Here is a 23,372-nt window from a genome sequence, read left to right on the forward strand (position 1 = left end):
GTTGGTCACCCCGGGCGCGGCCGGCTCGGGGACCTCGCCGTTGCTCGCTCAGCCGACGCCCTCGTGGGTGCGGATCACCTCACCGGCGTCCAGCCGGGGCAGCCGTGCGCGCTCCGCGCCGGGGCCGGGGCGCCCCAGGTTGAGTAGGAGCAGCACCTCGTGACGACTGTCCAGGGCGGACAGCGAAGGGGTTTCAAAAGTGGCCGGTCCGGGAATGTTCGATCTCGACACGGCAGGGAACGGTGACGAGGGGAGACCTCCGATGGGCCTCATGTTTCGCAAGCGCAAGAAGTACGGACCGATCATCCTGAACTTCACCGAGAACGGCTTCTCCTCGTGGAGCATCAAGATCGGGCGCTGGTCCTGGAACTCGAAGGCGCGGGCGCACCGGGTCGACCTGCCGGGTCCGCTGTCGTGGAAGCAGGACAAGGCCCGGTCGTAGCATCCCGGGAGTCGAGCGGGGTGCCGGTGATTCACCGGCACCCCGCTCGGCGTCTGGACGGGGCCGACGTCGCACTCAGCGCGTCAGCGCGATGATCTCGTCGCCGGCCAGCCTGCCCGCCTCGCGTTCACGGCGTACGTCGCCCGCGTCGAGCAGGTCGGCCAGTGCCCGGTTGGCGTCGGCGGCACGGTAGACGGTGGCGGTGAGCGTGTGCCGGCGCAGCTCGGTGACCGGCCGCGAACCGCCCCGGCGCAGCTCGGCCAGCAACTCGTGGGCCAGCGGTTCGGGGTCGGGATCGCCGACCACGTCGACAGTGACGCCCATCGGGTCCTGCGGGTCGCGGTAGCGCAGGTCGAGATCCGCACCGACCGCCCAGAGCGCGTCGCGGACGGCCTCCAGACTCCGGTCGGAGCGGCTGCCGAACGCGATCACACCAGCGGCTTCGCCGTCCGGCAGCACCGGCGCCACCTCGGCGACCAGGGGGAAGCCGGCGGAGACGAGCGCGTCGCGCGCACTGTCACCGGTGTGCAGCAACAGCTCTCCGGCGCGACCGTTGGCCGCGGCGGCGAGGAGCTTCGGCGTCACCGAGCCGGGCAGGTCCACGAAGGAGAACAGCGGGGCGCCGGCCGCGCCGGCGGCCTTCACCGCGACCGGAAGCCGGTACGGGTCACCGGAGAGCAGGTGCACGGTGACCTCGGCGGGCAGCTCGGCCTCGATCGGGCCGAGTCGGGCCGGCAACTCCGCGCTGTCGGCCAGCACCAGCACCGTCACCTGCCGGCCGCGCACCTGGCCAGCGTGCGCGGCGACCAGCCGCAGCGCCGCCTCCGCGCTGCCCGCGTCCGTGCCCGCGATCGCGACGGTCGCCCGCCGGGAGCGGTGCAGGGCCGCGGGCAGCCAGGTCGTCAGCTGGCGGACCAGCAGCTTGCGGAGGAAGTCAGTGGTGCGGTCGGTCGACATCGGTCCGTTCTACCTCACGACCGATCACGCGGGGACAGAGATCCCCACCCCACCCTTGGTCTGCCCGCCGTAGCGCTGCCGCTCGGCGTCCAGGTCGAGCCGGGTGATCTGCTTGCGGGCAGCGAGGGCGCTGTCGTCGAGCAGGTCGGCGGGGATCAGCCAGACGATCTCGAACTCCAGACCGTCCGGGTCCTTGCCGTAGAGACTCTTGGTGGTGCCGTGGTCGGAGGTGCCGACCAGTGCGCCGGCGGCGGCGAGCCGCTCGGCGGTGGCGGCCAGCTCGTCGAGCGTGTCCACCTCCCAGGCGAGGTGGTAGAGGCCGACGGTGGACCGGCCGGCGGTGGACCGCCCGGCGCCGGCCCCGATCTCGAACAGGCCGAGGTCGTGGTCGTTGGTGGAGTCGGGCGCCTGGAGGAAGGTGGCGCCGCGGAAGCCGTCCGGGGTCATCGCCACCGGGCGGAAGCCCAGCACGTCGCTGTAGAACGCGACGCTGCGGGCGAGGTCACTGACGTAGAGGACCGCGTGGTTGAGCCGGTGAATACCCATGACCCGATGCTAGCGCGATTTTGTTGAGCGTTCAACTATCTGGGGTATGATGGCGGTCATGACGCGCTGGCTGGACCCCGACGAGCAGCGCACGTGGCGCGCGTACCTCACCGCGACGCGGGCGCTGATGGACACTCTCGACCGCGAGCTGCAACGCGACGCGGGCATGCCGCACGCCTACTACGAGATCCTGGTCCGCCTCTCCGAAGCGCCCGGTCGGCAACTACGGATGAGCGAGCTGGCCCAGGCCGCCGGGTCGTCACGCAGTCGGCTCTCGCACGCCGTCGCCCGACTGGAGACCGCCGGCTGGGTGCGCCGGGAGGACTGCCCCACCGACCGGCGCGGGCAGATCGCGCTGCTCACCGACGAGGGTTTCGCCACCCTCGCGGCCGCCGCCCCCGGCCACGTCGAGGGGGTACGCCGACACCTGTTCGACGCGTTGAGCCCCGCCCAGGTGGACCAGCTGCGGCGGATCAGCGAGGCATTGGCCGAGCACCTGACCGGATCCTGACCAATCGACACCGGCGCGGGTCTTGTACTTACCGTCGTCGGATGAGCACGATGGGGCGTGTCTTCCGGCTTCGGTGAACTGACTGATCAAGCGCACGACCTCGTGTCGGCCGGCGATCTGGCCGGCGCGCAGCAGCTTCTGTCCGACGCGCTCACCGACGCCGACCCCCGCCCGGCCAACGCCACCACGGAGCTGGCCGAGGCCGCGAGCCTCCAGGCGCGGGTGTTGGTCGCCCTCGGTGAGCCGCACTCCGCCCGGGGCTGGGCCGCCTTCGCGTACGCGGCCACGACCCGCCTGCACGGCCGCTCCGACCCGCGCACGGTGGCCGCTGCGGCGACCCTGGCGGCCGTGCTGCACCGGGTCGGCAGCCACTCCCGAGCCGCCCGGCTCTACCAGGAAGTCATCATCGAGCTGACCGCGCAGGACGGCCCCGAATCCCTGCGGGTGCTCGCCGCGCACGCCGACCTGGCCACCGTGGAGTACGCGCGGGGCCAGTGCACGGTGGCCCGTGACCGGCTCCAGGACGCCTGGGAACTGCACCGCGAGGTGTACGGCGACGGTCACCCCAGCGGCATCAAGATGCTGGCGCGGCTCGGGGCGATGCAGCGTGACTGCGGGCAGTTCACCGAGGCCCACGACAATCTGGCGCTGGCCCGCGAGCTGTGCCGGCAGCATCTGCCGGCCGGCGACCCGCTGGCGGCGCAGGTGGCGGCCCTGGCCCGGGCGGCGGCCAACCCCGACCACGTGTGCACCGACAACCCCCCGACCGCCCGGGACACTCCGGTCGTGCCGGCCGCCCGCGTCCCACAGCAGGACGACGGCCCGGCCGAGGCCGGCCATCCGCCAACGCCTCCCCCACACCACGCCGCGACGACGACGACGGCCGGCGGGGCGGTGCCGAATCCCCGAGCGCCGGCCGACGAACCCGTCGGGGCGGCGGGGTGGCCGCCGGAGACGGCGAGCGAGTCCACGCCGTACCCCACGGATGCCCCGGTGCCCCCGTCGGTGGTCGGGCTGGCGGGCGGCACCGAGGAGCAGTCCGGTGTGTACCGGCTGCGCCGACCGCCCGCGCCGGCCGACCCGTACGCGCCACTGGAGCCGTACACCCCGTCCCGGCTGCTGCCGGTGCCGGTGCACCGCGCGCCGCCGACGCAGCGCAACCGGCTGGTGCCGGTGTTGGTGGCCGGCGTGGTCGTGGTGCTGCTCGGCGCAGCCGCGGTGATCGCCGGGGTGGCCCGGGTCGGCGGCGACGACGAGCCGACCCCGCCGCCGGTCACCGGCTCCCCCACCGCCGCTCCACCGGCCAGCACCGCACCCGCCCCGACCGCCACCCCGCCCACCTCAGGTGCCGCCGCGGCACCGATCGGCAGTCCACCCGGCACGGTGACGTTGCGCGACAGTCGGGACAGCATCGTCCTCAACTGGACGTACCCCGCCGGCAGCGAGGGCCCGGTGGTCATCGCTGGTGGCCGCACGGGCCAGGACCGCAACGTCTTCGCGACCCTGCCCGCCGGCACCACCAACTACGTGATCTACGCGCTCAACCGCACCAACGACTACTGCTTCACCGTGGCGGTCGTCTGGTCCACCGACACCGTCGCGAGCTCCGAGCAGGTCTGCACCCGCCGCCGCTGACCCGCCGCTCACCGCCCGACCCGCTAGGCGCGCCCTCACCGCCCGACCCGGCCAGCGACGCCCTGCCAGTCGCGCCCTGTCGGCCTCACTCAGCGTGACGCATGCGCCGACGACCGTACCGTCACACGCCGCCACATCCAGCGCACCCCACCACGTCTCTCAACCCGCCTTTGCTGTGCTTACCTATAAGCACCACTGCGATTGAACAGGCGACATGTCGCGGCAGGCGTTGCGGCACACGCACGGCGAGCATCGCACTGTGTAGCTGTCGCATCCGCGGGTGCACAGCAAAGGGCGGCCATGGGGTGGGTGGGGGGTCCGTCGGCGTCACGGACTGTCGATGCCGTCACGGCCCGTTCGGATGTGGCCCACGGCTGTCCTCGGTGGCGGCCACCGCCGGCAGCAGCAGGCGCACCCGCAGCCCGCGCGGCTCGGGCCCGTCGGTCAGGGCGATGCTGCCGCCCGCACGCCGCACCAACTCCCGGACGATGGCCAACCCCAGGCCGGCGCCCCCGTCGTCACGGGCCCGCCCGTCGTCCAGGCGGGTGAACCGATCGAAGACCCGCTCCCGGTCCGCGACCGGGATCCCCGGGCCGTCGTCGGTCACCGTCACCAGGTGGTACGCCCCGACACCCGGCCCGACCGCCGGCCCCGCCGGCCCCGCCGTCGACGTCGGCCCCGCCGTCGACGTCGCCTCGGTCGCGAGCACGACAGCGCTGTCCGCGTGCCGGACCGCGTTGTCGACCAGGTTGGCCAGCACACGTCGCAACTCTTCGCCGTTGCCGGTCGTCCACAGCGGTCCGGCGGGCGACTCCACCCGGACCGGTGGCGACGGGTAGCGGGCGGCGACCTCGGCCAGCAGGGCGCCCAACTCCACCGGACCGACCCCTCGGCTCGGTGGAGTTTCGTCCAGGCGGGCCAGCAGCAGGAGGTCGTCCACCAGCCGGCTCAACCGGTCGGTGTCGGCGAGCAGGTTGGCGGTCACCGCCGTCCAGTCCGTCCGGTCGGCGAGGCGCTCGGCCACCTCCAACTCGGTCCGGATGTTGGTCAACGGGCTGCGCAACTCGTGTGCGGCGTCGGAGACGAATGCCCGCTGACGGATCCGGGCGGATTCCAGCCGGTCCAGCATGCCGTTGAGGGTGACCGCCAACCGGTGGATCTCGTCGGCGGAGGCGGGCACCGGCAACCGGCCGGCGCCGGCCCGTCCGGTGATCTCCTCCGCGCCTCGGCGCAGCGCCTCGACCGGCCGCAGGGTCGCGCCGACCACCCGCCAGGCCACCGCGGCCAGCACCGCCACCAGCAGCGGGAACGCCACCAACAGGATGGCCCGGACCACGTGCGTGCTGTGCCGCACGTCGGCCATCGAACGGGCGACCAGCACGGTGAGCGGGTCCGCCGCGGTGCCCACGGGTACGGCGACCACCCGGACCGGGCCGGCCAGTCCGACCCGCTCCGCCGGCACCTCCAGTCGCTGCCGACGGTCGTGGTCCAGCCGCTCCGGGCGGACCATCGGCACCAGCCGGTCGGCGTCGATCGAGGCGGCCCTGATCCGCCCCTGCGCGTCGACGACCTGGACACGCACCTGGCCGCCGGCCACCGGCAGCGGATCGGGTAACGCGTCCTCGGCGGCGAGCAGGGCGACCGCGTCGGCGGTCCGGAACGCCTCGGTGTCGACAGTTCGCTGGAGCACGAACCCGAGCGCGCCGAGCAGCACCACCCCGCCCAGGGCGAGCCCGACCGTGAGGCCGAGCACTCCGATCGCCATGAGCCGGCCCCGCAGACCGAGCACCGGCATCCAGCGGTTCCCCGCCCGGTGGCCATCCGCCGGGCTGCTCACGTCGCCAGCCGGTAGCCGGCGCCCCGGATCGTCTCCAGCCGGTCGCGGCCGAGCTTGCGACGCAGGTAGCCGATGTACACCTCGACGGCGTTCGGCGCGGTCTCCACGCTCGCGTCCCAGACGTGGTCGAGCAACTCGGTCTTGGAGACGACCTGGCCGGGTCGGCGCATCAGGTAGTCCAGCAGCGCGAACTCCCGCCCGGTCAAGACCACCTCGGCGTCGGCCCGGGTCACCTGTCGACGGGCCGGGTCCAGTCGCAGGTCACCGACGGCCAGCACGGTCGGACGTTCCGGCGCGCCCCGACGCAGCAGCGCCCGCAGCCGGGCCAGCAGCACCACGTACGAGAAGGGTTTAATCAGGTAGTCGTCGGCGCCGCAGTCGAGGCCGTCGGCCTGGTCGTACTCGCCGTCCTTGGCGGAGAGCATCAGCACCGGCAGCCAGTGCTGCTCCGCCCGCAGCCGTCGGACCAGCTCGTAGCCGGAGAGGCCGGGCAACATCACGTCGAGGATCATCGCGTCGTAACCGCCGTGCCGGGCCGCGTCCAGGCCGGCCGGGCCGGTCCCCGCCACGTCCACCGCGAACCCCTCGGCCTGCAGGCCACGTTGCAGGGCGGCCGCCAACCGGGCCTCGTCCTCCACCACCAGCACGCGCACCACCCAAGAGTGCCACCCGGGTCAATCGTGACGGTCCGGCTTCCTCAGCACGCTCACAGGACCGGGAGGGCACGATGTACGCAGGAGGTGTCACCATGTCCGTCCTGAAGAGCCGTCCCGTCCTTCGTTGGCTGGTCCCCGCCACCGCGGCCGTCGCCGTCATCGGCGGTGGCGCTGCGGTCGGCACGTTCGCCGCCGAGGCCGAGCCGAGCCTGCCACCGCGCACCGCGGCCCAACTCCTGGTCGACCTGCAGACGTCCCGGCTGGAGGGGTTGTCCGGGACCGTCGTGCAGCGCGCCGACCTGGGCCTGCCGCCGCTGGTCGGTCTGGTCCCCGGCAACGAGCTGACCACCATGCTGACCGGCACGCACACCCTGCGGGTCTGGTATTCCGGCCCGGACCAGCAGCGGGTCGCGCTGGTGGACACCCTGGGCGAACAGGACGTGATCCGCAACGGCCGGGACCTGTGGACCTGGCAGAGCCGCACCAACACCGCCACCCACCGCACCCTCAGCGGAGATCTCGGAGCCGGGAAACCGGCTCCCGAGGCGGCAGCCAACCTCCCGGCCACCCCGCAGCAGGCCGCCGACCTGGCGTTGGGAGCGGTCGACCCGAGCACCGAGGTCAGCGTCGGCCGGTCGGCCACCGTCGCCGGGCAGGACGCGTACGAGCTGGTGCTCCAACCGCGCGACCGGGCGTCACTGGTGCACCAGTTGCGGATCGCCATCGATGCCGAGCGGCACGTGCCGCTGCGCTTCGAGGTGCTCGCGAAGGGCAGTGACCGGCCCGCGTTCGAGGTGGCCTTCACCCAGGTCGACTACCGCCGCCCGGACGCCGACCAGTTCACCTTCAACCCGCCGCCCGGCGTGACGGTCACCGAGGAGAAGGCCGAGGCGCCGACGGCCGGTAAGCCCGGTCACGCCGTACCGCCGACGGCCGGTAAGCCCGGTCACGCCGACCCGGCGGGCGACCCGAAGGTCCGCGCGGTGGGCTCCGGCTGGACGACGGTGCTGGTCGCCCGCCTCGACGGGCCGCTCGCGGGTGGGAAGGCCCCGGCGAAGCCGGCGGCACCGGCCGCCGGCTCGGTGCCGGACGTCGACGTGTCGACGTTCCTCGGCGGGCTGACGGCCGTCAACGGGGACTGGGGCAGCGGCCGGCTCCTCACCAGCAAGCTGTTCAGCGTGCTGCTCACCGACGACGGCCGGGTGCTCGCCGGCGCCGTCACTCCGGAGCGGCTGTACGAGGCCGCCCGCGGCTGATCCTGCGGTGTCAACGCCGGGTCGACCTGACGGTCGGCCCGGCGTTTCGCTGCCCGGCGTCAGGAGGCGGTGGTCGCACCGAGGGCGTCGAGGTAGGCGTCGGCGAGGACCGCGTGACCGGGCAGGTGCGGGTGTACGCGGTCGTCGGCCCAACGCTCCGCCGGGCTCACCGCCAGCACCCGGTCGAACGCCGCCTGGTTGGCCACGTGCACCGCGTCGAACTCGGCGGCCAGCCTGGCCACCACCGCCGCGTACCGGTCGGTGTCGGCGCGCTGCGGGTCGTCGCGGTCGGCCTCGATGAGGAACGGGTCGCCGAGGATCAACCGGCAGCCGGTGGCGGCAACCGCCCGACGCAGCAGGTCGCGCAGGGTGCGTTCGTACTCGTCGATGGCGACGGCCTGGTCCGGTCGGTCGGTGTAGCGCCGCCAGATGTCGTTGATGCCGATCAGCACCGCGAGCCAGTCGGGGCGCTCGGCGATGGCGTCGTCATCCCAGCGGGCGGCCAGGTCCCGTACGGTGTTGCCGTTCACACCCCGGTTGACCCATTCCAGCCGCAGCTCGGGGTGCCGTGCGTCGACCAGGGCCCGCACGAGGCTGACATAGCCGCTTCCGTAGGGCGCGGCGTTGTCGCGTCGACCACAATCGGTGATGCTGTCGCCGATGAAGACCACCCGTTGACCGGTCCGCAGGATCATCCGCCGCCACCTCGCGATCACCGGCGCGCCGGCCCGAGCGGCTTGGTGGGAACCGGCGGGGCGCGCTATCTTCAACAGTTCGAGGGCACAAAAAAGAACGGCTAAAAGCCGTTCCTGCAAAGGATTCTAATCTTTAGGGAGACGGCTTGTCAAGGCACTCCGGCGGTTCCGGCGAATTGCCGCTCGACGACGAGATCGGTCGCGAGCAGGAGTACGTCTCGATGCTCTACGACCGGCTGGACGGGTTGCGTGAGCAGGCCGCCGACCGGCTCACCGCCGAACTGCGCAACACCGGCGGGACGCTCCAGGACCGCTCACAGCGCGACAGCTCGGTAGCGATGTACGCCGATCAGGTCGAACAGTTCTCCGCCGTGGAGAACGGACTGTGCTTCGGCCGCCTCGACGGTGACGACGACTCCCGCCACTACATCGGCAGGATCGGCATTTTCGACACCAGTGGCGACTACGACCCGTTGCTGATGGACTGGCGGGCCCCCGCCGCCCGCCCGTTCTACCTCGCCACCGCCGCCAACCCGCAGGGCGTACGTCGACGCCGGCACCTGCGCACCCGGCAGCGCAAGGTGACCGGGCTCAACGACGAGGTGCTCGACATCGACACCGCCTCCCCCGGTGGCCACGAGGAACTGACCGGCGAGGCGTCACTGCTCGCCGCGCTCAACGCGGGTCGCACCGGCCGGATGCGCGACATCGTCGAGACCATCCAGGTCGAACAGGACGAGATCATCCGCGCGGAGCTGCCCGGCGTGATGGTCGTCCAGGGCGGGCCGGGCACCGGCAAGACCGCCGTCGCGCTGCACCGGGCGGCGTACCTGCTCTACACGCACCGACGGGAACTCTCCAGCCGGGGCGTTTTGCTGCTCGGCCCGAACGCGACCTTCCTGCGCTACATCTCCCAGGTGCTGCCGACGCTGGCCGAGACCGGCGTGCTGCTGCGTACCCAGGGTGATCTTTTTCCGGGGGTGAGCGCCCAACGCGTCGAGCCGGCCGAGACTGCCGCGCTGAAGGGCCGGGCGGTGCTGGCCGAGGTGCTGGCGCTGGCCGTGCGGGACCGGCAGTGGGTGCCGGACGAGCCGCTGGAGATCGAGGTCGAGCGGGAGACGCTGACCCTGGACCCGGAGACGGTGCGTACCGCCCGGGACCGGGTGCGCCGCACCGACCGGCCGCACAACCTGGCCCGTGCGTTGTTCGACGTGGAGATCGTGCACGCGCTCGCCGAGCAGGTGGCCGAACGGATCGGCGCCGACCCGCTGGGCGGGGACAACCTCCTCGACGAGGCGGACCGGGCCGAGATCCGGCGGGAGCTGCGGGAGGAGCCGGAGATCCAGGCCGCGCTCGACCGGCTGTGGCCGGTGCTGACCCCGCAGCGGCTGCTCGCCGACCTGTACGCCGACCCGGACCGGATCGCCGCCGCCGCGCCGATGCTGACCGACGACGAGCGCGCGCTGCTGCGGCGCGAGCCGGGTGGCTGGACGCCGGCCGACGTACCGCTGCTGGACGAGGCCGCCGAGCTGCTCGGCGAGGACGAACGGGCCGCCGCCGCCCGGCGGGACCGCATCCGCATGATGGAACGGGAGTACGCCGAGGGTGTGCTGGAGATCGCCCGGGGTTCCCGTTCGATCGACGTCGAGGACGAGGCCGAGGGTGGTGAGATCCTCGGCGTGACCGACCTGATCGACGCCGACCGGCTGCTGGAGCGGCAGGAGGAGGCCGACCGCCTCACCACCGCCCAGCGGGCCGCCGCCGACCGGACCTGGGCGTTCGGGCACGTGATCGTGGACGAGGCGCAGGAGCTGTCGCCGATGGCCTGGCGGCTACTGATGCGCCGCTGCCCGAGCCGGTCGATGACGATCGTCGGTGACGTCGCGCAGACCGGGGCTCTCAGCGGTACGCCCTCCTGGGCGGACGCCCTCGCCCCGTACGTCGCGCAGCGGTGGCGGTTGACCGAGTTGACGGTCAGCTACCGCACACCGGCCGAGATCATGGCGGTCGCCGCGGACGTGCTGGCCGAGATCGACCCGGCACTGCGTCCGCCGCGCTCGGTGCGCGAGAGCGGCGTACCCCCGTGGGACCGGACGGTGCCCGACGAGCAGCTGGCGGCCGAACTGGTCGCCGAAGCCACCCGCGAGGCCGCCGGGCTGACCGACGGTCGGCTCGGCGTGCTCGTGCCGGCCGGACGGGTGGGCGAGTTGGGCTCGGCCGTCACCGCCGCCCTGCCGGAGGCCGCCGTCGGCGAGCATCCGGAGTTGGAGAGCCGGGTGGTGGTGTTGACCGTCGCGCAGGCCAAGGGCCTGGAGTTCGACTCGGTGCTGGTCGTCGATCCGGACCGGATGGTCGCCGAGTCCCCTCGGGGCCGCAGCGACCTCTACGTGGCCCTGACCCGCGCCACCCAACGCCTGGGCATCCTCCGCCCCGCCGCGGAGCCCCCCGCCCGGACCTGACACACCGACACCCGACGCACGGGTCGATCATGAGGTTGACGTGGACTGTGATCTCCGACAGCCACGTCAACCTCATGATCACCCCACGGGCGGTGGGTGGGTGGGGTGGGTGGGTGGGGTGGGTGGGTGGCGGTTAGTCGGTGGATGTGTCTTCGATGGACTTCGCGGGGCCGGTCGCCGAGGTTGACTGGTCGCTGGTGCCGCCGCCCCTCGGGGTACTCAGGCCACCGGTGGTGGCGTCGCCGGTGGTCGTCGGGGCCACCGTGCCCGGGTGCCGCTCGGGCTGGCGGGCCACCCGGCGTACGCTCGCCGGCCCGGCGGTGCCACCCGTGGTGGTCACCGCGCCCTGACCGCCCACCGGGCCGCCGTCGCGCAACACCTGCGGGTCGATCCGTTCCCGCGCCGGATCGAGTGGGTCGTCGCGCTGGATCTGGCTCTCCACATCGGTGCGGGGCACTGTCACCTCGTCGAGGGCGCCCTTGCCGTACACACCGCCGGCGATCCGGTCCTCGGCCTCACGGGCGGCGTTCTGCCGCATGTCGTCCTCACGCACGTCCATCACCTCGCAGAAGCTGTGGAACCGACTGCGTGCCCGGCCACCGGCCGACCAAACCCGGGCCGACCGGCAACGGTCGTCCACGGCGGTTCACCGGTACGCCGTCCACTGGCCGCCTTCCCGCCGCCCGAGATGTCCATGCTGTCCGGCGACCGGTGGGAGATGCCCGCCGGCAGGAGGGGATGACAGCGTGCGCACAGTACGCCGTACCGCCGTCGCGGCCTTGGTGGCCGCGACGGTGACGACCGGGCTCGCGGTGCCCGCCCAGGCGAAGCCGCGACCGGACCGGACATTCGACGTGCAGGCCCACCGGGGCGGCCTCGGGCTGCGGGTGGAGAACACCCTCGCCTCCTTCGGCAACGCCCTCCAACTCGGGGTGACCACCCTCGAACTGGACGTGCAGATCACCGAGGACGGTCAGGCCGTCGTCACCCACGACCGGAAGATCAGCGGTGCCAAGTGTGTCGACACCACCCCGGTGACGGCCGGCGACGCGGAGTTCCCGTACGTCGGCAAGTACATCAACACGCTCACCCTCGCCCAGGTGCGCACGTTGGACTGCGGGTCGAAGACCCTCGCGGACAAGCCGGGGCAGGTCGCCGCCCCGGGCGCCCGGATGCCGCTGCTGCGTGAGGTCTTCGCGCTGGTCAACCGCTACCGGGCGAAGGACGTGAAGCTCAACGTCGAGACCAAGGTCGAGGCCGGAGCGCCCACCGAGACCGCGCCCCGCGAGCAGTTCGTCCAGGTCACCGCGGCCGAGATCCGCGCCGCCGGGCTGCTCAAGCAGGTCACCGTCCAGAGCTTCGACTGGGGCGCGCTGATGCGCATGCGCCAGGTCGAGCCGAAGCTGCCGCTGGTCGCCCTGACCAACTACGACTTCCTGCAGACCGGCAAGCCCGGTGCCTCGCCGTGGCTGGGCGGTCTGGACATCGACGACTTCGGCGGCGACCCGATCACGGCGATCCGGAGCTTCGGCGCCAGCGCCTTCTCGCCCGTGCACGGGATGCCCCAGAACGGCACGGTGACCGACCCCGGCTACCAGCCGTACGTCACCAGGGAGATGGTCGCCCAGGCGCACCGCTACGGGATCAAGGTGATCCCGTGGACCGTCGACGACCTGCCGACCATGGCGAAGCTCATCGACGACGGCGTGGACGGCATCATCACCGACTACCCGGACCGGCTACGCGGCCTGCTGGCACAGCGCGGCTACCGGCTGCCGAAGGCGTACGCGTCGCCGTTCGACATCCAGGCGCACCGGGGCGGTCGGGCCACCCGACCGGAGAACACCCTTCCGGCGTTCGCGAACGCGCTGTCCAACCGGGCCATCTCGACGCTGGAACTGGACACCGGCGTGACCGCCGACGGCAAGCTCGTGGTGCTGCACGACCGCACCGTCAACGGGTCGCACTGCGTCGACACCAAGCCGGTGCGCCGCGGTGACCGGATGTTCCCGTACGTGGGCAAGCCCGTGCACGAGCTGACCCTGGCGCAGCTCAAGACCGTGGACTGCGGCACGAGGACGCTGCCGGAACTGCCCGCGCAGGTGCCCGCGCCGGGTGCCCGGATCCCGACCCTGGACGAGGTCTTCGCCCTGGTGAAGGCCAGTGGCCGCAGTGACATCGGGATGAACATCGAGACGAAGATCAGCCCGGTGGTGGACGACACCGAGCCGTACCGCAGCTTCACCCGCAAGCTGGTCGACGCGATCCAGCGCGCCGGCTTCACCGACCGGGCCACCATCCAGTCGTTCGACTGGCGCACCATCACCTACGCCCGCCAGCTCGACCGCCGCATCGGCACCGTCGCGCTGGTCTGGCAGTACGGGCCGGCGGAGTGCAAGACCCTCGCCGACGAGTGCTCGTTGCAGGCGGCGTACGGCGACCCGTCGGTGAAGAGCCCGTGGACCGGCGGACTGGACTGGTGGAAGTACCGGGACCTGGGCAAGCTGACCCGGGCCGCCGGCGCCGGCACGGTGTCGGCCAACTGGCAGGTGCACGACCCGAAGCAGGGCACTGTCGCCTCGGCCGACTGGTACCTGCGGGAGAACCCGGCATACTTCCACGGACCGGACGTCCGGACCCTTCAGACGCGCGACCACCTGAAGGTGATCCCGTACACCGTCGATGACGCGGCGGTGATGCAGCGGGTCATCGACCTCGGCGTCGACGGCATCATCACCGACGACCCGGACCTGTTGGTGAGCGTGGCCGTCCGCAACGGCCTGCGCTGACCCGACGCACACCCGATCGCCGGCCGGATTTTTCCGGCCGGCGATCGGTGTTACCTGCTCGGTGGCCTCGGGTAGTCGGGGGTTGTCCCCGCCACGAAAGCGAACCGTGCCGTGGCCGAAACGCGGTAGCGGGGCGAGGGAAGGCAGGTACGACTCATCGCATCCTGAGGAGGACCAGATGAGCACGCAGGCTGCTTCCACCCGGCCGATGAACCGGCCCATGAACGACCCGCAGAACCCCGCCTCGATGCGGGACATGCAGACCCAGCAGATGCCGGTGATGCATGACGGGCGCCGCAACGACATGCAGGCACCCGGTACGGAGACCAAGCAGGCGTTCAAGACCACCGAGTTCTGGATCTACCTGATCGCGGTGGCCGCCGTACTGGGCGCGTCGCAGGTCGTCGGGCAGAACTCGGCTGGGGTGGACATCTTCCGGGCCGACAACGCCTGGTTCCTGATCACCCTGCTGACGTTGGGCTACCTCGGTAGCCGCGGCCTGGCCAAGGCCGGCAGCAACCACCGCAGCGGCGAGGAGCGTAAGGCCCGGCACTAACCGGCCCGCAGCTCACAGTGGCCTCCGGGAGACTCTCCCGGAGGCCACTGTCGTCGTGTGTGGACGGACTACTCGTCGCCGCCGAAGTCGCCGAAGTCGCCCTCGAACGCGTCCTCGATCATCTCGCCGGCGATCATGCCGCCCGCGACGCCGAGGGCCGCACCGGCCACCATGCCACCGACGCCCATGCCGCCCCGGCCGTGACCGTGACCCGGGCCGTACCCGTGGCCGTGCTGTGAGCGGAGGCTGCCGTAGCGGGACGTGGTCTCACGCAGCCAACCGTCGACGACCTGCGCCCAGTCAACGCGGTCGACGTCGGCGTGCGACACCTGGTAACGGCCGAACGCGTCGTGCCCGGCGCTGAGGAAGCCGCCGCGCTTGTCGCACTCCAGGATCACCTCGACGCCGTACTGGCTGGTCACGAAGGTCAGCTCGACCTCACGGATCGTGTTCGCGTACTGCGGGGAGGCGAAGAACTCGATCTCCTGGTAGAACGGCAGCGTCTGCTGCACGCCCCGGATGTGACCGCGCTCCAGGTCGGCGCTCTTGAACCGGAAACCGAGGCGCTGGAACGCCTCCAGGATCCGCTCGTGCACCGGCAGCGGGTGCACCGCCACGTGGTCCAGGTCGCCCTTGTCGACGGCGCGGGCGATGGCCAGCTCGGTGCGCAGACCCATCGTCATGCCGTGCAGGCGCTGCCCGTACACGTCGGTGATCGGGGTCTCCCACGGAATCGGCAGCTGGAACGGGATCGACAGCTGCTGCTTCGGGGCCAGCTGCAACGGGCCGCTGACCACCATCCGGTGGAACTCCATCGTGCCCGCGTACTCGGCGTCGTGTCCTTCGACCTCGACCCGGGTGACCAGGCCGATCACCACCTGCTCGATGGCTGCCTCGGCATCGCCACCGACGAGGTTGACCTGCCCGTCGAGGGTCAGGCCGGGCCGGGTGTTGGGGTTGGTCAGCACGGTGTCCACGCTGGGACCGCCCACGCCGAACGCGCTCAACATCTTCTTGAAGACCATCGGAACTCCTGTGCGACAGCCGACCGATCCAGGATGGAGTCGGACGTTCACTCACCGCGCACCCTATCCAGAACCCCTGTGAGATGGCTGTGAAGCGCGCGGGGCTGGGCCTCGCGCGCCGGATCGGCGATGTGGCGTTGTCCGCCGGTCGGTATACCGCCACATCGGCGAGGTGGGGTGAGTCATCGCCGAGCGCGGCTCACGCCGAGGTGACGTCTGCGATCATTGGTCGACGGCTGAGCGGTTTCGCCGTGATCAACTCGGGTTCTTGAAAACCGCGGTGTCCGAGCGACCGGGACACCCCGGTTTCCAGGAAGCCGAGTCGATCAGGGGTGGGTGCGGGCGAATGCGCCGTTCTTCACCCCCGCGACGAACGCGGTCCAACGATCGGCGCTGTAGACGAGCGTGGCCGCCGCGCGATCCTTGCTGTCGCGGACCGCCACCCGACCGGACCCATCCAGCACCGGCCCCGCCTCGACGCAATTGCCGCCATTGTCCGGACTTCTGGTGCTGACGTGCCAGGCCACGTTAGGCATGGACTCGCTCATGACAGCTCCTCCGCGAGTGCTGTTATCAGCTTCGCCGACTCGCTCACGCTGAGTGCGGCCTCCCTCAGGCGATCGTACGCGCGGACGTACCGAAGAGCTTTGCCCGATTCGAGGAACAGGCGCCCACCGAGGGTTTCGGCGTGGGCCACATCGGGATACGGAGCTGGCATCTTGAACAGCCAGAACGTCCCGTCCAACCCGGCGTGCAGCCCGAGTGTCAGTGGGACGACGCGTATCTCGATCGTTGGTCGCGCTGTCGACCTCGCCAGGTGGCTCAACTGCGCGGCCATCACGCTTCTGCTCATCACCGGCCGCCGTAACGCCGACTCCTCGATGATGACGGCCAGCCTGGTCGATGAAGGTCCGTCCAGGAGCCGCTGCCGGTCGATCCGCAGCTGAACCCACCTCCGGATCTCCATCTCGCTGGCTGAGCTTGGCTCCGCGTTTCTGATCACCGCCTCGGCGTAGTCACGTGTCTGAAGCAGACCGGGTATCAGCAGTGACGCGTAGGTGCAGACCTGTTCGGCTCTCGACTCCAGCCAGGGGAAGTCGATGAACGAGGTGTCGTAGATCGTCTTGTCGAAGCTGCTGTCCCAGCGGTCCACGCGCCAGGCATCCTGAGCAAGCTGAATCATTCGCTCCCGCTCCCCCTCGTCATAAACGCCGTAGAGGTCGAGTAACGCGATGACCAGATCTCGCCGGAACGGCCACTCGGCCCGCTCATAACGAGCCAACGACGAGAAGTCGCGCTCAAGATACTGGGCGACGTACTTGAGGGTCAGGCCGCGCTTCTCGCGCAGCTCGCGCATCTGCTGGCCCAGCCACTGAGCCCGCAGTGTGCGGACGAACGGCTCCCTGTTCGCGACCATGACCACCTCTCGAAGTATTCCGTCAAGGAATCTGTTGGTGTCGTTGCACCAATGCCGAGGCCACTGGAAACGTGGCCTGCGGGTGAGGGTGATCGCCGGCCCCCGGGAAAGCCCGGTGCAAACACGGCAACCGCGGCTGTGCCAACAGCCGAGAAGGTGACGAGAGACGGCTTTTGCGAGTGGCAGTCGCATACCGGCTCTCGTCGGGTCTCAACTGGAGCGTCGGGATCAATCCCGGCTCCGAACCGACTTGACGAATAACTATCACGGGAAAGGGCGCCCGCGCGACCCTGACCCGCCCGCCGATTCACGACGCGCGAGGTGACGAATGACCCGAGGCACGCTCTACGACGGCACGCGGCTGGCGCGACTGCACCCGAGTCAGGTGCGCGACCGGCGGTTCTCCACCGTCGGCTTCGGCCGCCGGGGTCACGACCCCCGGGAGGTACGGCGGTTCCTGCACCGTGTCGCGTTGGAACTGGCGACGCTGCACCACGATGTCGCCCGGCTCAGCGAGGAGAACGCGCGGATCAAGCGGGCGCTGCGCGACTGGCAGAGCGCCTGGTCCGAGCGGCGTCAGGCATGAGCCCGGGCTGGGAGCACCAGTACAGCGGGCTCTTCACGCCGCTGCCACGTTTCGCCGTCGAGGCGTACACCGAAACGGCGGAGCCGACGCCCCGGTACGTGATTCATCTGCCGGTGGTGGTCGCCGACCTGGCCGGGGCCCTGGACCTGGCCCGGACGCTTGCCCGCGCGCTGGCCTCGATGCCGCAGGTCGACGTCGGCGGCAGCACCATCTCAGCCGAGGACGCGCAGCACGTACGACATTGGGTGTTCTGCGACCGGGTCATGCCCGCCCACCGCCGGTGCGCCTGGCAGGCCGACCACGACGGCGCCTGCTCGCCTGTCGACGATCCCTAGATCGACATCTACCCTCGTGGACGATGAGAACGGGGAGACGACGACGCGCGGCAGTGCTCGGTGCGGTGGCCGTGCTGCTGGTGGTGGTCGGCTGCGTCACGGCAGTGGCGGTCGAGACGCGCGGATGCCAGGAACAACGACAAGCCGACGAGGCGAAGGTCCGCGTCAGCCGCTGGGAGTCACCGGAGGACCTGCCGCACATCGGTGCGTATTCGGAGATCCACTGGCAGGCGCGCGCGTTGGGCAACCCGTGTTCCCTGGTCCCCGGCCCGACCGACTGGGATTACCAGGGCGTCGCCGTCCTGCGTCCGCAGGACGCGCGGGCGCTGGCCGAGCAGTTCGAGTTCGTGCCGTTCGCCGCCGACGAGCCAGCCAAACTGCTGCACTCGCGCACGCCTGCGAACGTCTGGCCCGGCCTCGTACCGTTCCTCCCGACCGAGCCGCGGTGGCTGCACAGCCAGGCCTACGACGAGACGCTCTCGTCGTCTGGCGGACGGGTGGTGTTCCTGGACGTGGAACGCCAGACGCTGCTGTTCATGCTCTGAGCCACGCCTCATGCGCGGCCTCAAGCCGGGTGTTGAGCTCTCAGGCGGTCCACGATGGTCCGGGCCAGCGCTACGAGCCGGGCTCGCAGGTCGTCGTCGGCCCGCCCACCAAGGTCGTCTTCAAGGTGCGCGGCCAGGGCCGCGACCGCCGGGAGCAGGTCGTCGATTGGGCTGCCCTCGTGTCCCACCACGTAGAGACGGTGGGTTCCCACCTCGGCGGAGATGCTGCGATCGAGTATCCGCTCGCAGGTGTCGAGGGCGATCAGCGTCGCCGCAGTTGGCAGGTCCAGCTCTGGAAGCCCGAGTTCGCCGATGACCGCCGCCAGGCGCACGTTCGCTTCGTACGCCGGCAGTGTCCGGGCTGACTCGGCCGCGAGCGCCACGACGGCGTCGCTGTCGACACCGGCCACCAGCAGGTCGCAGGCGAGCATCACCGCCTGGTGCGGATCGGCGTCGTCGAGCAGGGCGCGGGCCTGTTCGGTCCGAAGCCGGTGGTGAAGTTGGTCGTCCACCCGCCAAGGTTAGGGGACGCCTCTCGCGCTGACCGGCCCGATGCCGGGCGAGGTTACGGGACGCCTATCAGCACCACGATGGGCGGACGGCCGCGTGGTCAACTCGGGTTCCTGAAAACCGCGCTGTCCGAGCGACCGCGACACCCCGGTTTCCAGGAAGCCGAGTCGATCAAGGTCCGGGCTGCGGCGTCTAGACCTCCACGACGACCAGCTCGCCGACCTGTTCGCCGATCGTGGTGCGGGCCTCGGCCGGCAGCCCGGCGTCGGTGATCAGGACGTCGGCGGCTTCCAGTGGGGCGATGGTGGCGATGCCGATGGTTTCCCACTTGGTGTGGTCGGCGAGCACCACGAGCCGGCGGGCGGCACCGATCAGGCACCGGTTGACCCCGGCCTCCAGCAGGTTCGGGGTGGTGAACCCGGTACGCGGGCTGAGCCCGTGCACGCCGAGGAAGAGCAGGTCGACGTTGAGCGCGCTGATCGCCGCCTCGGCGACCGGGCCGGTCAACGCGTCCGACGGGGTGCGGATGCCGCCGGTCAACACGACTGTCTGATCGGCGCGCGGGTTCTGGTAGAGCGCGTCGGCCACCGGGATCGAATTGGTCACCACGGTCAGTCCGCGTACGTCGGAGAGCAACGTCGCCAGCGCGGCGGTGGTGGTGCCGGCGGACAGCGCGATGGCCATCCCCGGCTCCACCATTCCCGCAGCCCGCTCGGCGATGGCCCGCTTCTCCGCCTGCTGCCGGATCGACTTGGCCGCGAAGCCGGGCTCCTCGGCGGAACCCGGCCCGGCGAGCGTCGCGCCGCCGTGCACCTTGTCCACCAGGCCGCGCTCGGCCAGCACCTCGAGGTCGCGTCGAATGGTCATGTCGGACACGCCGAACCGGCTGACGAGCTGACTCACCCGCACACCACCGCGTTGGCGGATCAGGTCGAGGATGGCGGTCTGCCGCTGCTGGGCGAGCACCTCAGGGAACCTCCTTCACAGCGGAGGCATCGGCCCGGGCCTCTCGGACGACCGCCACCTCACCGGCCGGCACCGTCAGCTCACCGGCACACGGTGCGCCGGTCAACAACTCGACGCCGGTCGCCGGGAGCCGTGCCTCAGCGTCGGTGTGGTTGAGCACGAACAGCCAGGTGCGGTCGCCGTCGCGTCGGCGTACCACCTCCACGCCCGTCGGCGCCGGCGCGGCCGGTCGGACGCCGGCCTCGTCGACGAGCCGGGCGACCAGCCGGTCGGTGGCCGGCTCGTCCAGCCGGGTGCCGACGTACCAGGCGGCACCGTCGCCGACCCGGTGCCGGGTCAGCGCCGGCACGCCCGGCAAGGGCCCATCGGTGTACGACGCCAGCACCTCCGCGCCTTCGGTGTGCAGCCATTCGGTCCACACGTCGGCGGTGCTCCCATCGTCCAGTCGGATCTGCTCGCCCTCGCGCAGCGGGAAGAACTCCTCGGTCCGTACGCCGAGCAGCTCCCGGAACGCGCCGGGGTAGCCGCCCAGCCGGATGTGGTCGTTGGCGTCCACGATGCCGCTGAAGTAGGTGACGGCGGCGGTCCCGCCGCCCTCGACGTAGCGGTGCAGGGCCTCGACGTCGGCGTCCCGGACCAGGTAGAGGGTCGGTGCCAGGACCAGCCGGTAGCCGCTGAGGTCGGTCGACGGGTGCACGATGTCGGCGGTCACGCCGGCCCGCCACAGCGAGCCGTAGAGGGCGTTGAGCCGGTCGGCGTAGGTCACGTCGACGCTGGGGTGGGAATCCAGCTCGACCCCCCACCATGCTTCCCAGTCGAACAGGATCGCGACGTCGGCGTCCACCCGACTGCCGCGTACCTCGGCGAGGGCCTTGAGGTCCGCGCCGAGCTGACAGACCTCGCGGAAGACCTTGGTGTCCGGCCCGGCGTGCGGCACCAGCGCGGAGTGGAACTTCTCGGCGCCGGCTCGGGAGGCACGCCACTGGAAGAAGAGCACGCCGTCCGCGCCGCGGGCGACGTGGGACAGGCTGTTGCGGCGCAGTTGGCCGGGCAGCTTGGCCACGTTGCGCGGTTGCCAGTTGACCGCGCTGGTGGAGTGCTCCATGAGCAACCAGGGCGCGCCGCCGGCGACGCCCCGGGTGTGGTCGGCGGCGAGCGCCAGCCCGAGGTGCCCCTGCGGGTCGGCCGCGTTCAGGTAGTGGTCGTTGGACACAAGGTCAACGTCGTCGGCCCAGGAGTGGTAGTCCATGTTCTTGGCCAGGCCGATCATGAAGTTGGTGGTCACCGGCTGGCGGACCAGTGTCGTCAACACCTCACGTTCGGCGCGTAGCTGGGCGCGCTGCTCGTCGGAGGAGAAGCGCAGGAAATCCAACTGCTGTGTGGGGTTGGCGAAGGTCGGGGCGGTGCGGGGTGGGTTGATCTCGGCCCAGTCGCCGTAGCGCTGGCTCCAGAACGCGGTGCCCCAGGCGTCGTTGAGCCCGTCCAGGTCGCCGTAGCGCTCCCGCAGCCAACCGCGGAACGCTTCGGCGCTGACGTCGCAGTAGCAGTGCACGTTGTGGCAGCCCAGCTCGTTGGAGACGTGCCACATCACCACGGCGGGGTGCTCGGCGTACCGGCCGGCGACCGCCCGTACCAGGCCCAGCGACCGCTCCCGGAAGACCGGCGAGCTGGGGCAGTACGCCTGTCGGCCGCCCGGCCAGAGGATCGCGCCGTCGGCGCGGCGGGGCAGCGTCTCCGGGTGGGCACGGGCCAGCCAGGGTGGTGGGCTGGCGGTGGCGGTGGCCAGGTCGACCTGGATGCCACCGTCGTGCAGCAGGTCGAGCACCCGGTCCAGCCAACCGAACTCGTACCGTCCCGGCGTGGGCTCCAGCAGCGCCCAGGAGAAGATCCCGACGGAGACCAGGTTGACGCCGGCCCGACGCATCAACTCGACGTCTTCCGACCAGGTCTGCTCGGGCCACTGCTCGGGGTTGTAGTCGCCGCCGAAAGAGATGCCGTCACCCTGCCATCGCCGCATGACAGCTGAGGGTGCACCGGGTGAAGCACGCAAGTCAACAGGTTCCAACATCGACTATCTTTCCAACGTTTACCCCGTAACAGCCTTGTCACGACTGGGTTATCAGAGGCGAACATCCCTCTTGACAGAGGCCTGCGGACGGGTAGCTTGATGCCCCAATGGCCGATCGTGTTCGCCAATGTGGATTCTCGGTGGATCCCGATGAGTGATCACGACAACGGATTCACCGTCACCACCCTCTGCTGACCCTTGGACTAGCACCTCTTCATCCGCAGGAGGCACAGATGTCCCGTCCCCAATCCCAGGCCGAGTACCTGGCTCGACTCGTACCGCCCTCCGTCGCCGGCCTCAACCGACGCTCGCTGCTGGCCGGCGCGGCCGGCACGGGAGCGCTGCTCGGCACCGGTCTGCTCGCCGGCTGCGGTGACGACTCCGGCTCCGGCGGGTCCTCAAAGGAGGTGTCGCTGGGCTCGAACCAGTCCGACCCGAAGCCCAAGGACGTCCTGGTCAAGGTCACCGACGGGTTCAAGACCTCGTCCGGGGTCCAGGTCGGAATCAACACGGTCGACCACAACACGTTCCAGGAGAACATCAACAACTACCTCCAGGGCAAGCCGGACGACGTGTTCACCTGGTTCGCCGGCTACCGGATGCGCTTCTTCGCGCAGAAGGGCCTGGCCGGCGACGTCAGCGACGTGTGGAGCAAGCTCTCCGGCTTCTCCGACGCGTTCAAGAAGGCGTCCACCGGTGACGACGGCAAGCAGTACTTCGTCCCGGCGACGTACTACCCGTGGGCGGTCTTCTACCGCAAGTCGGTCTGGCAGCAGTACGGCTACCAGGTGCCGAAGACCATCACCGACTTCACCGACCTCGGCGCGCAGATGAAGAAGGACGGGCTGATCCCGATCGCCTTCGCCGACAAGGACGGCTGGCCGGCGATGGGCACCTTCGACATCCTCAACCTGCGCATCAACGGCTACCAGTTCCACATCGACCTGATGGCCGGCAAGGAGGCCTGGACCTCCGACAAGGTCAAGAAGGTCTTCGACACCTGGGCCGGCCTGCTCCCGCTGCACCAACCGGACAGCCTCGGGCGCACCTGGCAGGAGGCCGCCCAGTCGTTGCAGCAGAAGAAGAGCGGCATGTACCTGCTCGGTCTCTTCGTCGGCCAGCAGTTCAGCAACGACGAGCAGGACGACCTCGACTTCTTCACCTTCCCGGAGATCGACCCGTCGATCGGCGCCAAGGCGCTGGACGCCCCGATCGACGGCTACATGATGGCCCGCAAGCCGAAGCACGAGGACAACGCGCGCAAGCTGCTGGAGTACCTCGGCGGCAAGGAGTCCGCGGACATCACGCTCAAGAACGACCCGGCCGTCCTGGTCGCCAACAGCGGCGCGAACGTCGGCGGTTACACCGCGCTGCAGAAGAAGGCAGCCGAACTGGTCGGCTCAGCCACCGAGATCGCCCAGTTCCTCGACCGGGACACCCGGCCGGACTTCGCCTCCACGGTGATCATCCCGGCGATCCAGCAGTTCATAAAGAACCCGAAGGACATCAGCGGGCTCACCTCGTCCATCGAGAACCAGAAGAAGTCGATCTTCACTGACTGACGGCGGAAGGGGGAGGACA

Annotated in this window: 24 protein-coding genes; 11 read left to right on the top strand and 13 right to left on the bottom strand. The window is 70.8% G+C overall.

Annotated elements, in window-relative coordinates:
* Positions 1-48: 48 nt before the first annotated feature.
* On the bottom strand, positions 49-231 hold the full coding sequence (locus GA0070612_RS31695) for a hypothetical protein (RefSeq protein WP_157742634.1): 183 nt from the start codon (positions 229-231) through the stop codon (positions 49-51).
* 31 nt (positions 232-262) lie between these two features.
* On the opposite strand from GA0070612_RS31695, the gene GA0070612_RS28560 reads away from it, so the two are divergent.
* A complete protein-coding gene (locus GA0070612_RS28560; protein WP_088990736.1) occupies positions 263-442 on the top strand; it encodes a DUF4236 domain-containing protein in 180 nt (59 codons plus the stop codon).
* A gap of 75 nt (positions 443-517) precedes the next feature.
* Here the strand turns inward: GA0070612_RS28560 and GA0070612_RS28565 are convergent, their stop codons facing one another.
* Positions 518-1,399 (bottom strand): hypothetical protein, encoded by an 882-nt coding sequence (locus tag GA0070612_RS28565; RefSeq protein WP_088990737.1) that lies wholly within the window; start codon positions 1,397-1,399, stop codon positions 518-520.
* A gap of 24 nt (positions 1,400-1,423) precedes the next feature.
* Positions 1,424-1,945, bottom strand: a complete 522-nt coding sequence (locus tag GA0070612_RS28570; RefSeq protein ID WP_088990738.1) for a VOC family protein — start codon at positions 1,943-1,945, stop codon at positions 1,424-1,426.
* Positions 1,946-1,994: 49 nt separating this feature from the next.
* On the opposite strand from GA0070612_RS28570, the gene GA0070612_RS28575 reads away from it, so the two are divergent.
* Both GA0070612_RS28575 and GA0070612_RS28580 read left to right on the top strand, forming a co-directional pair.
* The gene (locus GA0070612_RS28575) at positions 1,995-2,456 is read left to right on the top strand and encodes a MarR family winged helix-turn-helix transcriptional regulator (protein WP_088991828.1); all 462 of its coding nucleotides are present in this window, start codon (positions 1,995-1,997) and stop codon (positions 2,454-2,456) included.
* A 57-nt stretch (positions 2,457-2,513) separates the two neighbouring features.
* Complete coding sequence (locus GA0070612_RS28580) at positions 2,514-4,091, top strand: tetratricopeptide repeat protein (RefSeq protein ID WP_088990739.1); 1,578 nt, start codon at positions 2,514-2,516, stop codon at positions 4,089-4,091.
* Positions 4,092-4,437: 346 nt separating this feature from the next.
* On the opposite strand, the gene GA0070612_RS28585 is transcribed toward GA0070612_RS28580, so the two are convergent.
* Both GA0070612_RS28585 and GA0070612_RS28590 read right to left on the bottom strand, forming a co-directional pair.
* Positions 4,438-5,856 (bottom strand): sensor histidine kinase, encoded by a 1,419-nt coding sequence (locus tag GA0070612_RS28585; protein WP_088991829.1) that lies wholly within the window; start codon positions 5,854-5,856, stop codon positions 4,438-4,440.
* A 68-nt stretch (positions 5,857-5,924) separates the two neighbouring features.
* Entirely contained in the window at positions 5,925-6,581 is a 657-nt protein-coding gene (locus GA0070612_RS28590; protein WP_088991830.1) for a response regulator transcription factor, read from the bottom strand.
* Positions 6,582-6,676: 95 nt separating this feature from the next.
* On the opposite strand from GA0070612_RS28590, the gene GA0070612_RS28595 reads away from it, so the two are divergent.
* On the top strand, positions 6,677-7,840 hold the full coding sequence (locus GA0070612_RS28595; RefSeq protein ID WP_088990740.1) for a LolA family protein: 1,164 nt from the start codon (positions 6,677-6,679) through the stop codon (positions 7,838-7,840).
* A 59-nt stretch (positions 7,841-7,899) separates the two neighbouring features.
* Here the strand turns inward: GA0070612_RS28595 and GA0070612_RS28600 are convergent, their stop codons facing one another.
* On the bottom strand, positions 7,900-8,535 hold the full coding sequence (locus GA0070612_RS28600) for an SGNH/GDSL hydrolase family protein (RefSeq protein ID WP_088990741.1): 636 nt from the start codon (positions 8,533-8,535) through the stop codon (positions 7,900-7,902).
* A gap of 146 nt (positions 8,536-8,681) precedes the next feature.
* Between GA0070612_RS28600 and GA0070612_RS28605 the strand changes: the two genes are divergently transcribed.
* On the top strand, positions 8,682-10,994 hold the full coding sequence (locus GA0070612_RS28605) for a HelD family protein (protein WP_088990742.1): 2,313 nt from the start codon (positions 8,682-8,684) through the stop codon (positions 10,992-10,994).
* 133 nt (positions 10,995-11,127) lie between these two features.
* Here the strand turns inward: GA0070612_RS28605 and GA0070612_RS28610 are convergent, their stop codons facing one another.
* On the bottom strand, positions 11,128-11,547 hold the full coding sequence (locus tag GA0070612_RS28610) for a hypothetical protein (RefSeq protein ID WP_088990743.1): 420 nt from the start codon (positions 11,545-11,547) through the stop codon (positions 11,128-11,130).
* A gap of 193 nt (positions 11,548-11,740) precedes the next feature.
* On the opposite strand from GA0070612_RS28610, the gene GA0070612_RS28615 reads away from it, so the two are divergent.
* Positions 11,741-13,783, top strand: coding sequence for a glycerophosphodiester phosphodiesterase family protein (locus tag GA0070612_RS28615; RefSeq protein WP_231924374.1), 2,043 nt, complete (start codon positions 11,741-11,743; stop codon positions 13,781-13,783).
* 271 nt (positions 13,784-14,054) lie between these two features.
* Positions 14,055-14,339 carry a hypothetical protein gene (locus tag GA0070612_RS28620; RefSeq protein ID WP_408630591.1) on the top strand — a complete coding sequence of 95 codons (285 nt, stop codon included), beginning with the start codon at positions 14,055-14,057 and terminating at the stop codon, positions 14,337-14,339.
* A gap of 68 nt (positions 14,340-14,407) precedes the next feature.
* On the opposite strand, the gene GA0070612_RS28625 is transcribed toward GA0070612_RS28620, so the two are convergent.
* The 3 genes from GA0070612_RS28625 to GA0070612_RS28635 all read right to left on the bottom strand — a co-directional run bounded on the left by GA0070612_RS28625 (position 14,408) and on the right by GA0070612_RS28635 (position 16,781).
* Positions 14,408-15,364: a sporulation protein gene (locus tag GA0070612_RS28625; protein WP_088990746.1), complete on the bottom strand. Its 957-nt coding sequence runs from the start codon at positions 15,362-15,364 to the stop codon at positions 14,408-14,410.
* Between the two features lie 326 nt (positions 15,365-15,690).
* Positions 15,691-15,912, bottom strand: a complete 222-nt coding sequence (locus GA0070612_RS28630; RefSeq protein WP_088990747.1) for a DUF397 domain-containing protein — start codon at positions 15,910-15,912, stop codon at positions 15,691-15,693.
* Positions 15,909-16,781, bottom strand: a complete 873-nt coding sequence (locus GA0070612_RS28635; protein ID WP_088991831.1) for a helix-turn-helix domain-containing protein — start codon at positions 16,779-16,781, stop codon at positions 15,909-15,911. The genes GA0070612_RS28630 and GA0070612_RS28635 overlap by 4 nt, the downstream gene beginning before the upstream one ends.
* Positions 16,782-17,109: 328 nt before the next feature.
* On the opposite strand from GA0070612_RS28635, the gene GA0070612_RS28640 reads away from it, so the two are divergent.
* The 3 genes from GA0070612_RS28640 (at position 17,110) to GA0070612_RS28650 (ending at position 18,247) form a co-directional block, all read left to right on the top strand.
* Positions 17,110-17,367 carry a DivIVA domain-containing protein gene (locus GA0070612_RS28640; protein ID WP_088990748.1) on the top strand — a complete coding sequence of 86 codons (258 nt, stop codon included), beginning with the start codon at positions 17,110-17,112 and terminating at the stop codon, positions 17,365-17,367.
* A gap of 98 nt (positions 17,368-17,465) precedes the next feature.
* Positions 17,466-17,702, top strand: coding sequence for a hypothetical protein (locus tag GA0070612_RS28645; RefSeq protein WP_088991832.1), 237 nt, complete (start codon positions 17,466-17,468; stop codon positions 17,700-17,702).
* Between the two features lie 23 nt (positions 17,703-17,725).
* A complete protein-coding gene (locus GA0070612_RS28650) occupies positions 17,726-18,247 on the top strand; it encodes a hypothetical protein (RefSeq protein ID WP_157742636.1) in 522 nt (173 codons plus the stop codon).
* Between the two features lie 20 nt (positions 18,248-18,267).
* Here GA0070612_RS28650 and GA0070612_RS28655 read toward each other — a convergent pair whose 3' ends face one another.
* The 3 genes from GA0070612_RS28655 to GA0070612_RS28665 form a co-directional block, all read right to left on the bottom strand.
* Positions 18,268-18,759 carry a hypothetical protein gene (locus GA0070612_RS28655; RefSeq protein WP_088990750.1) on the bottom strand — a complete coding sequence of 164 codons (492 nt, stop codon included), beginning with the start codon at positions 18,757-18,759 and terminating at the stop codon, positions 18,268-18,270.
* A 190-nt stretch (positions 18,760-18,949) separates the two neighbouring features.
* The gene (locus GA0070612_RS28660) at positions 18,950-19,723 is read right to left on the bottom strand and encodes a DeoR/GlpR family DNA-binding transcription regulator (protein ID WP_088990751.1); all 774 of its coding nucleotides are present in this window, start codon (positions 19,721-19,723) and stop codon (positions 18,950-18,952) included.
* Position 19,724: 1 nt separating this feature from the next.
* Complete coding sequence (locus tag GA0070612_RS28665; RefSeq protein ID WP_088990752.1) at positions 19,725-21,740, bottom strand: beta-galactosidase; 2,016 nt, start codon at positions 21,738-21,740, stop codon at positions 19,725-19,727.
* A 284-nt stretch (positions 21,741-22,024) separates the two neighbouring features.
* Here GA0070612_RS28665 and GA0070612_RS28670 point away from each other — a divergent pair, with 284 nt between their 5' ends.
* Positions 22,025-23,353 (top strand): ABC transporter substrate-binding protein, encoded by a 1,329-nt coding sequence (locus GA0070612_RS28670; protein WP_088990753.1) that lies wholly within the window; start codon positions 22,025-22,027, stop codon positions 23,351-23,353.
* Positions 23,354-23,372: the final 19 nt, after the last annotated feature.

The organism is Micromonospora chokoriensis (genome assembly GCF_900091505.1).
Lineage (GTDB): Bacteria > Actinomycetota > Actinomycetes > Mycobacteriales > Micromonosporaceae > Micromonospora > Micromonospora chokoriensis.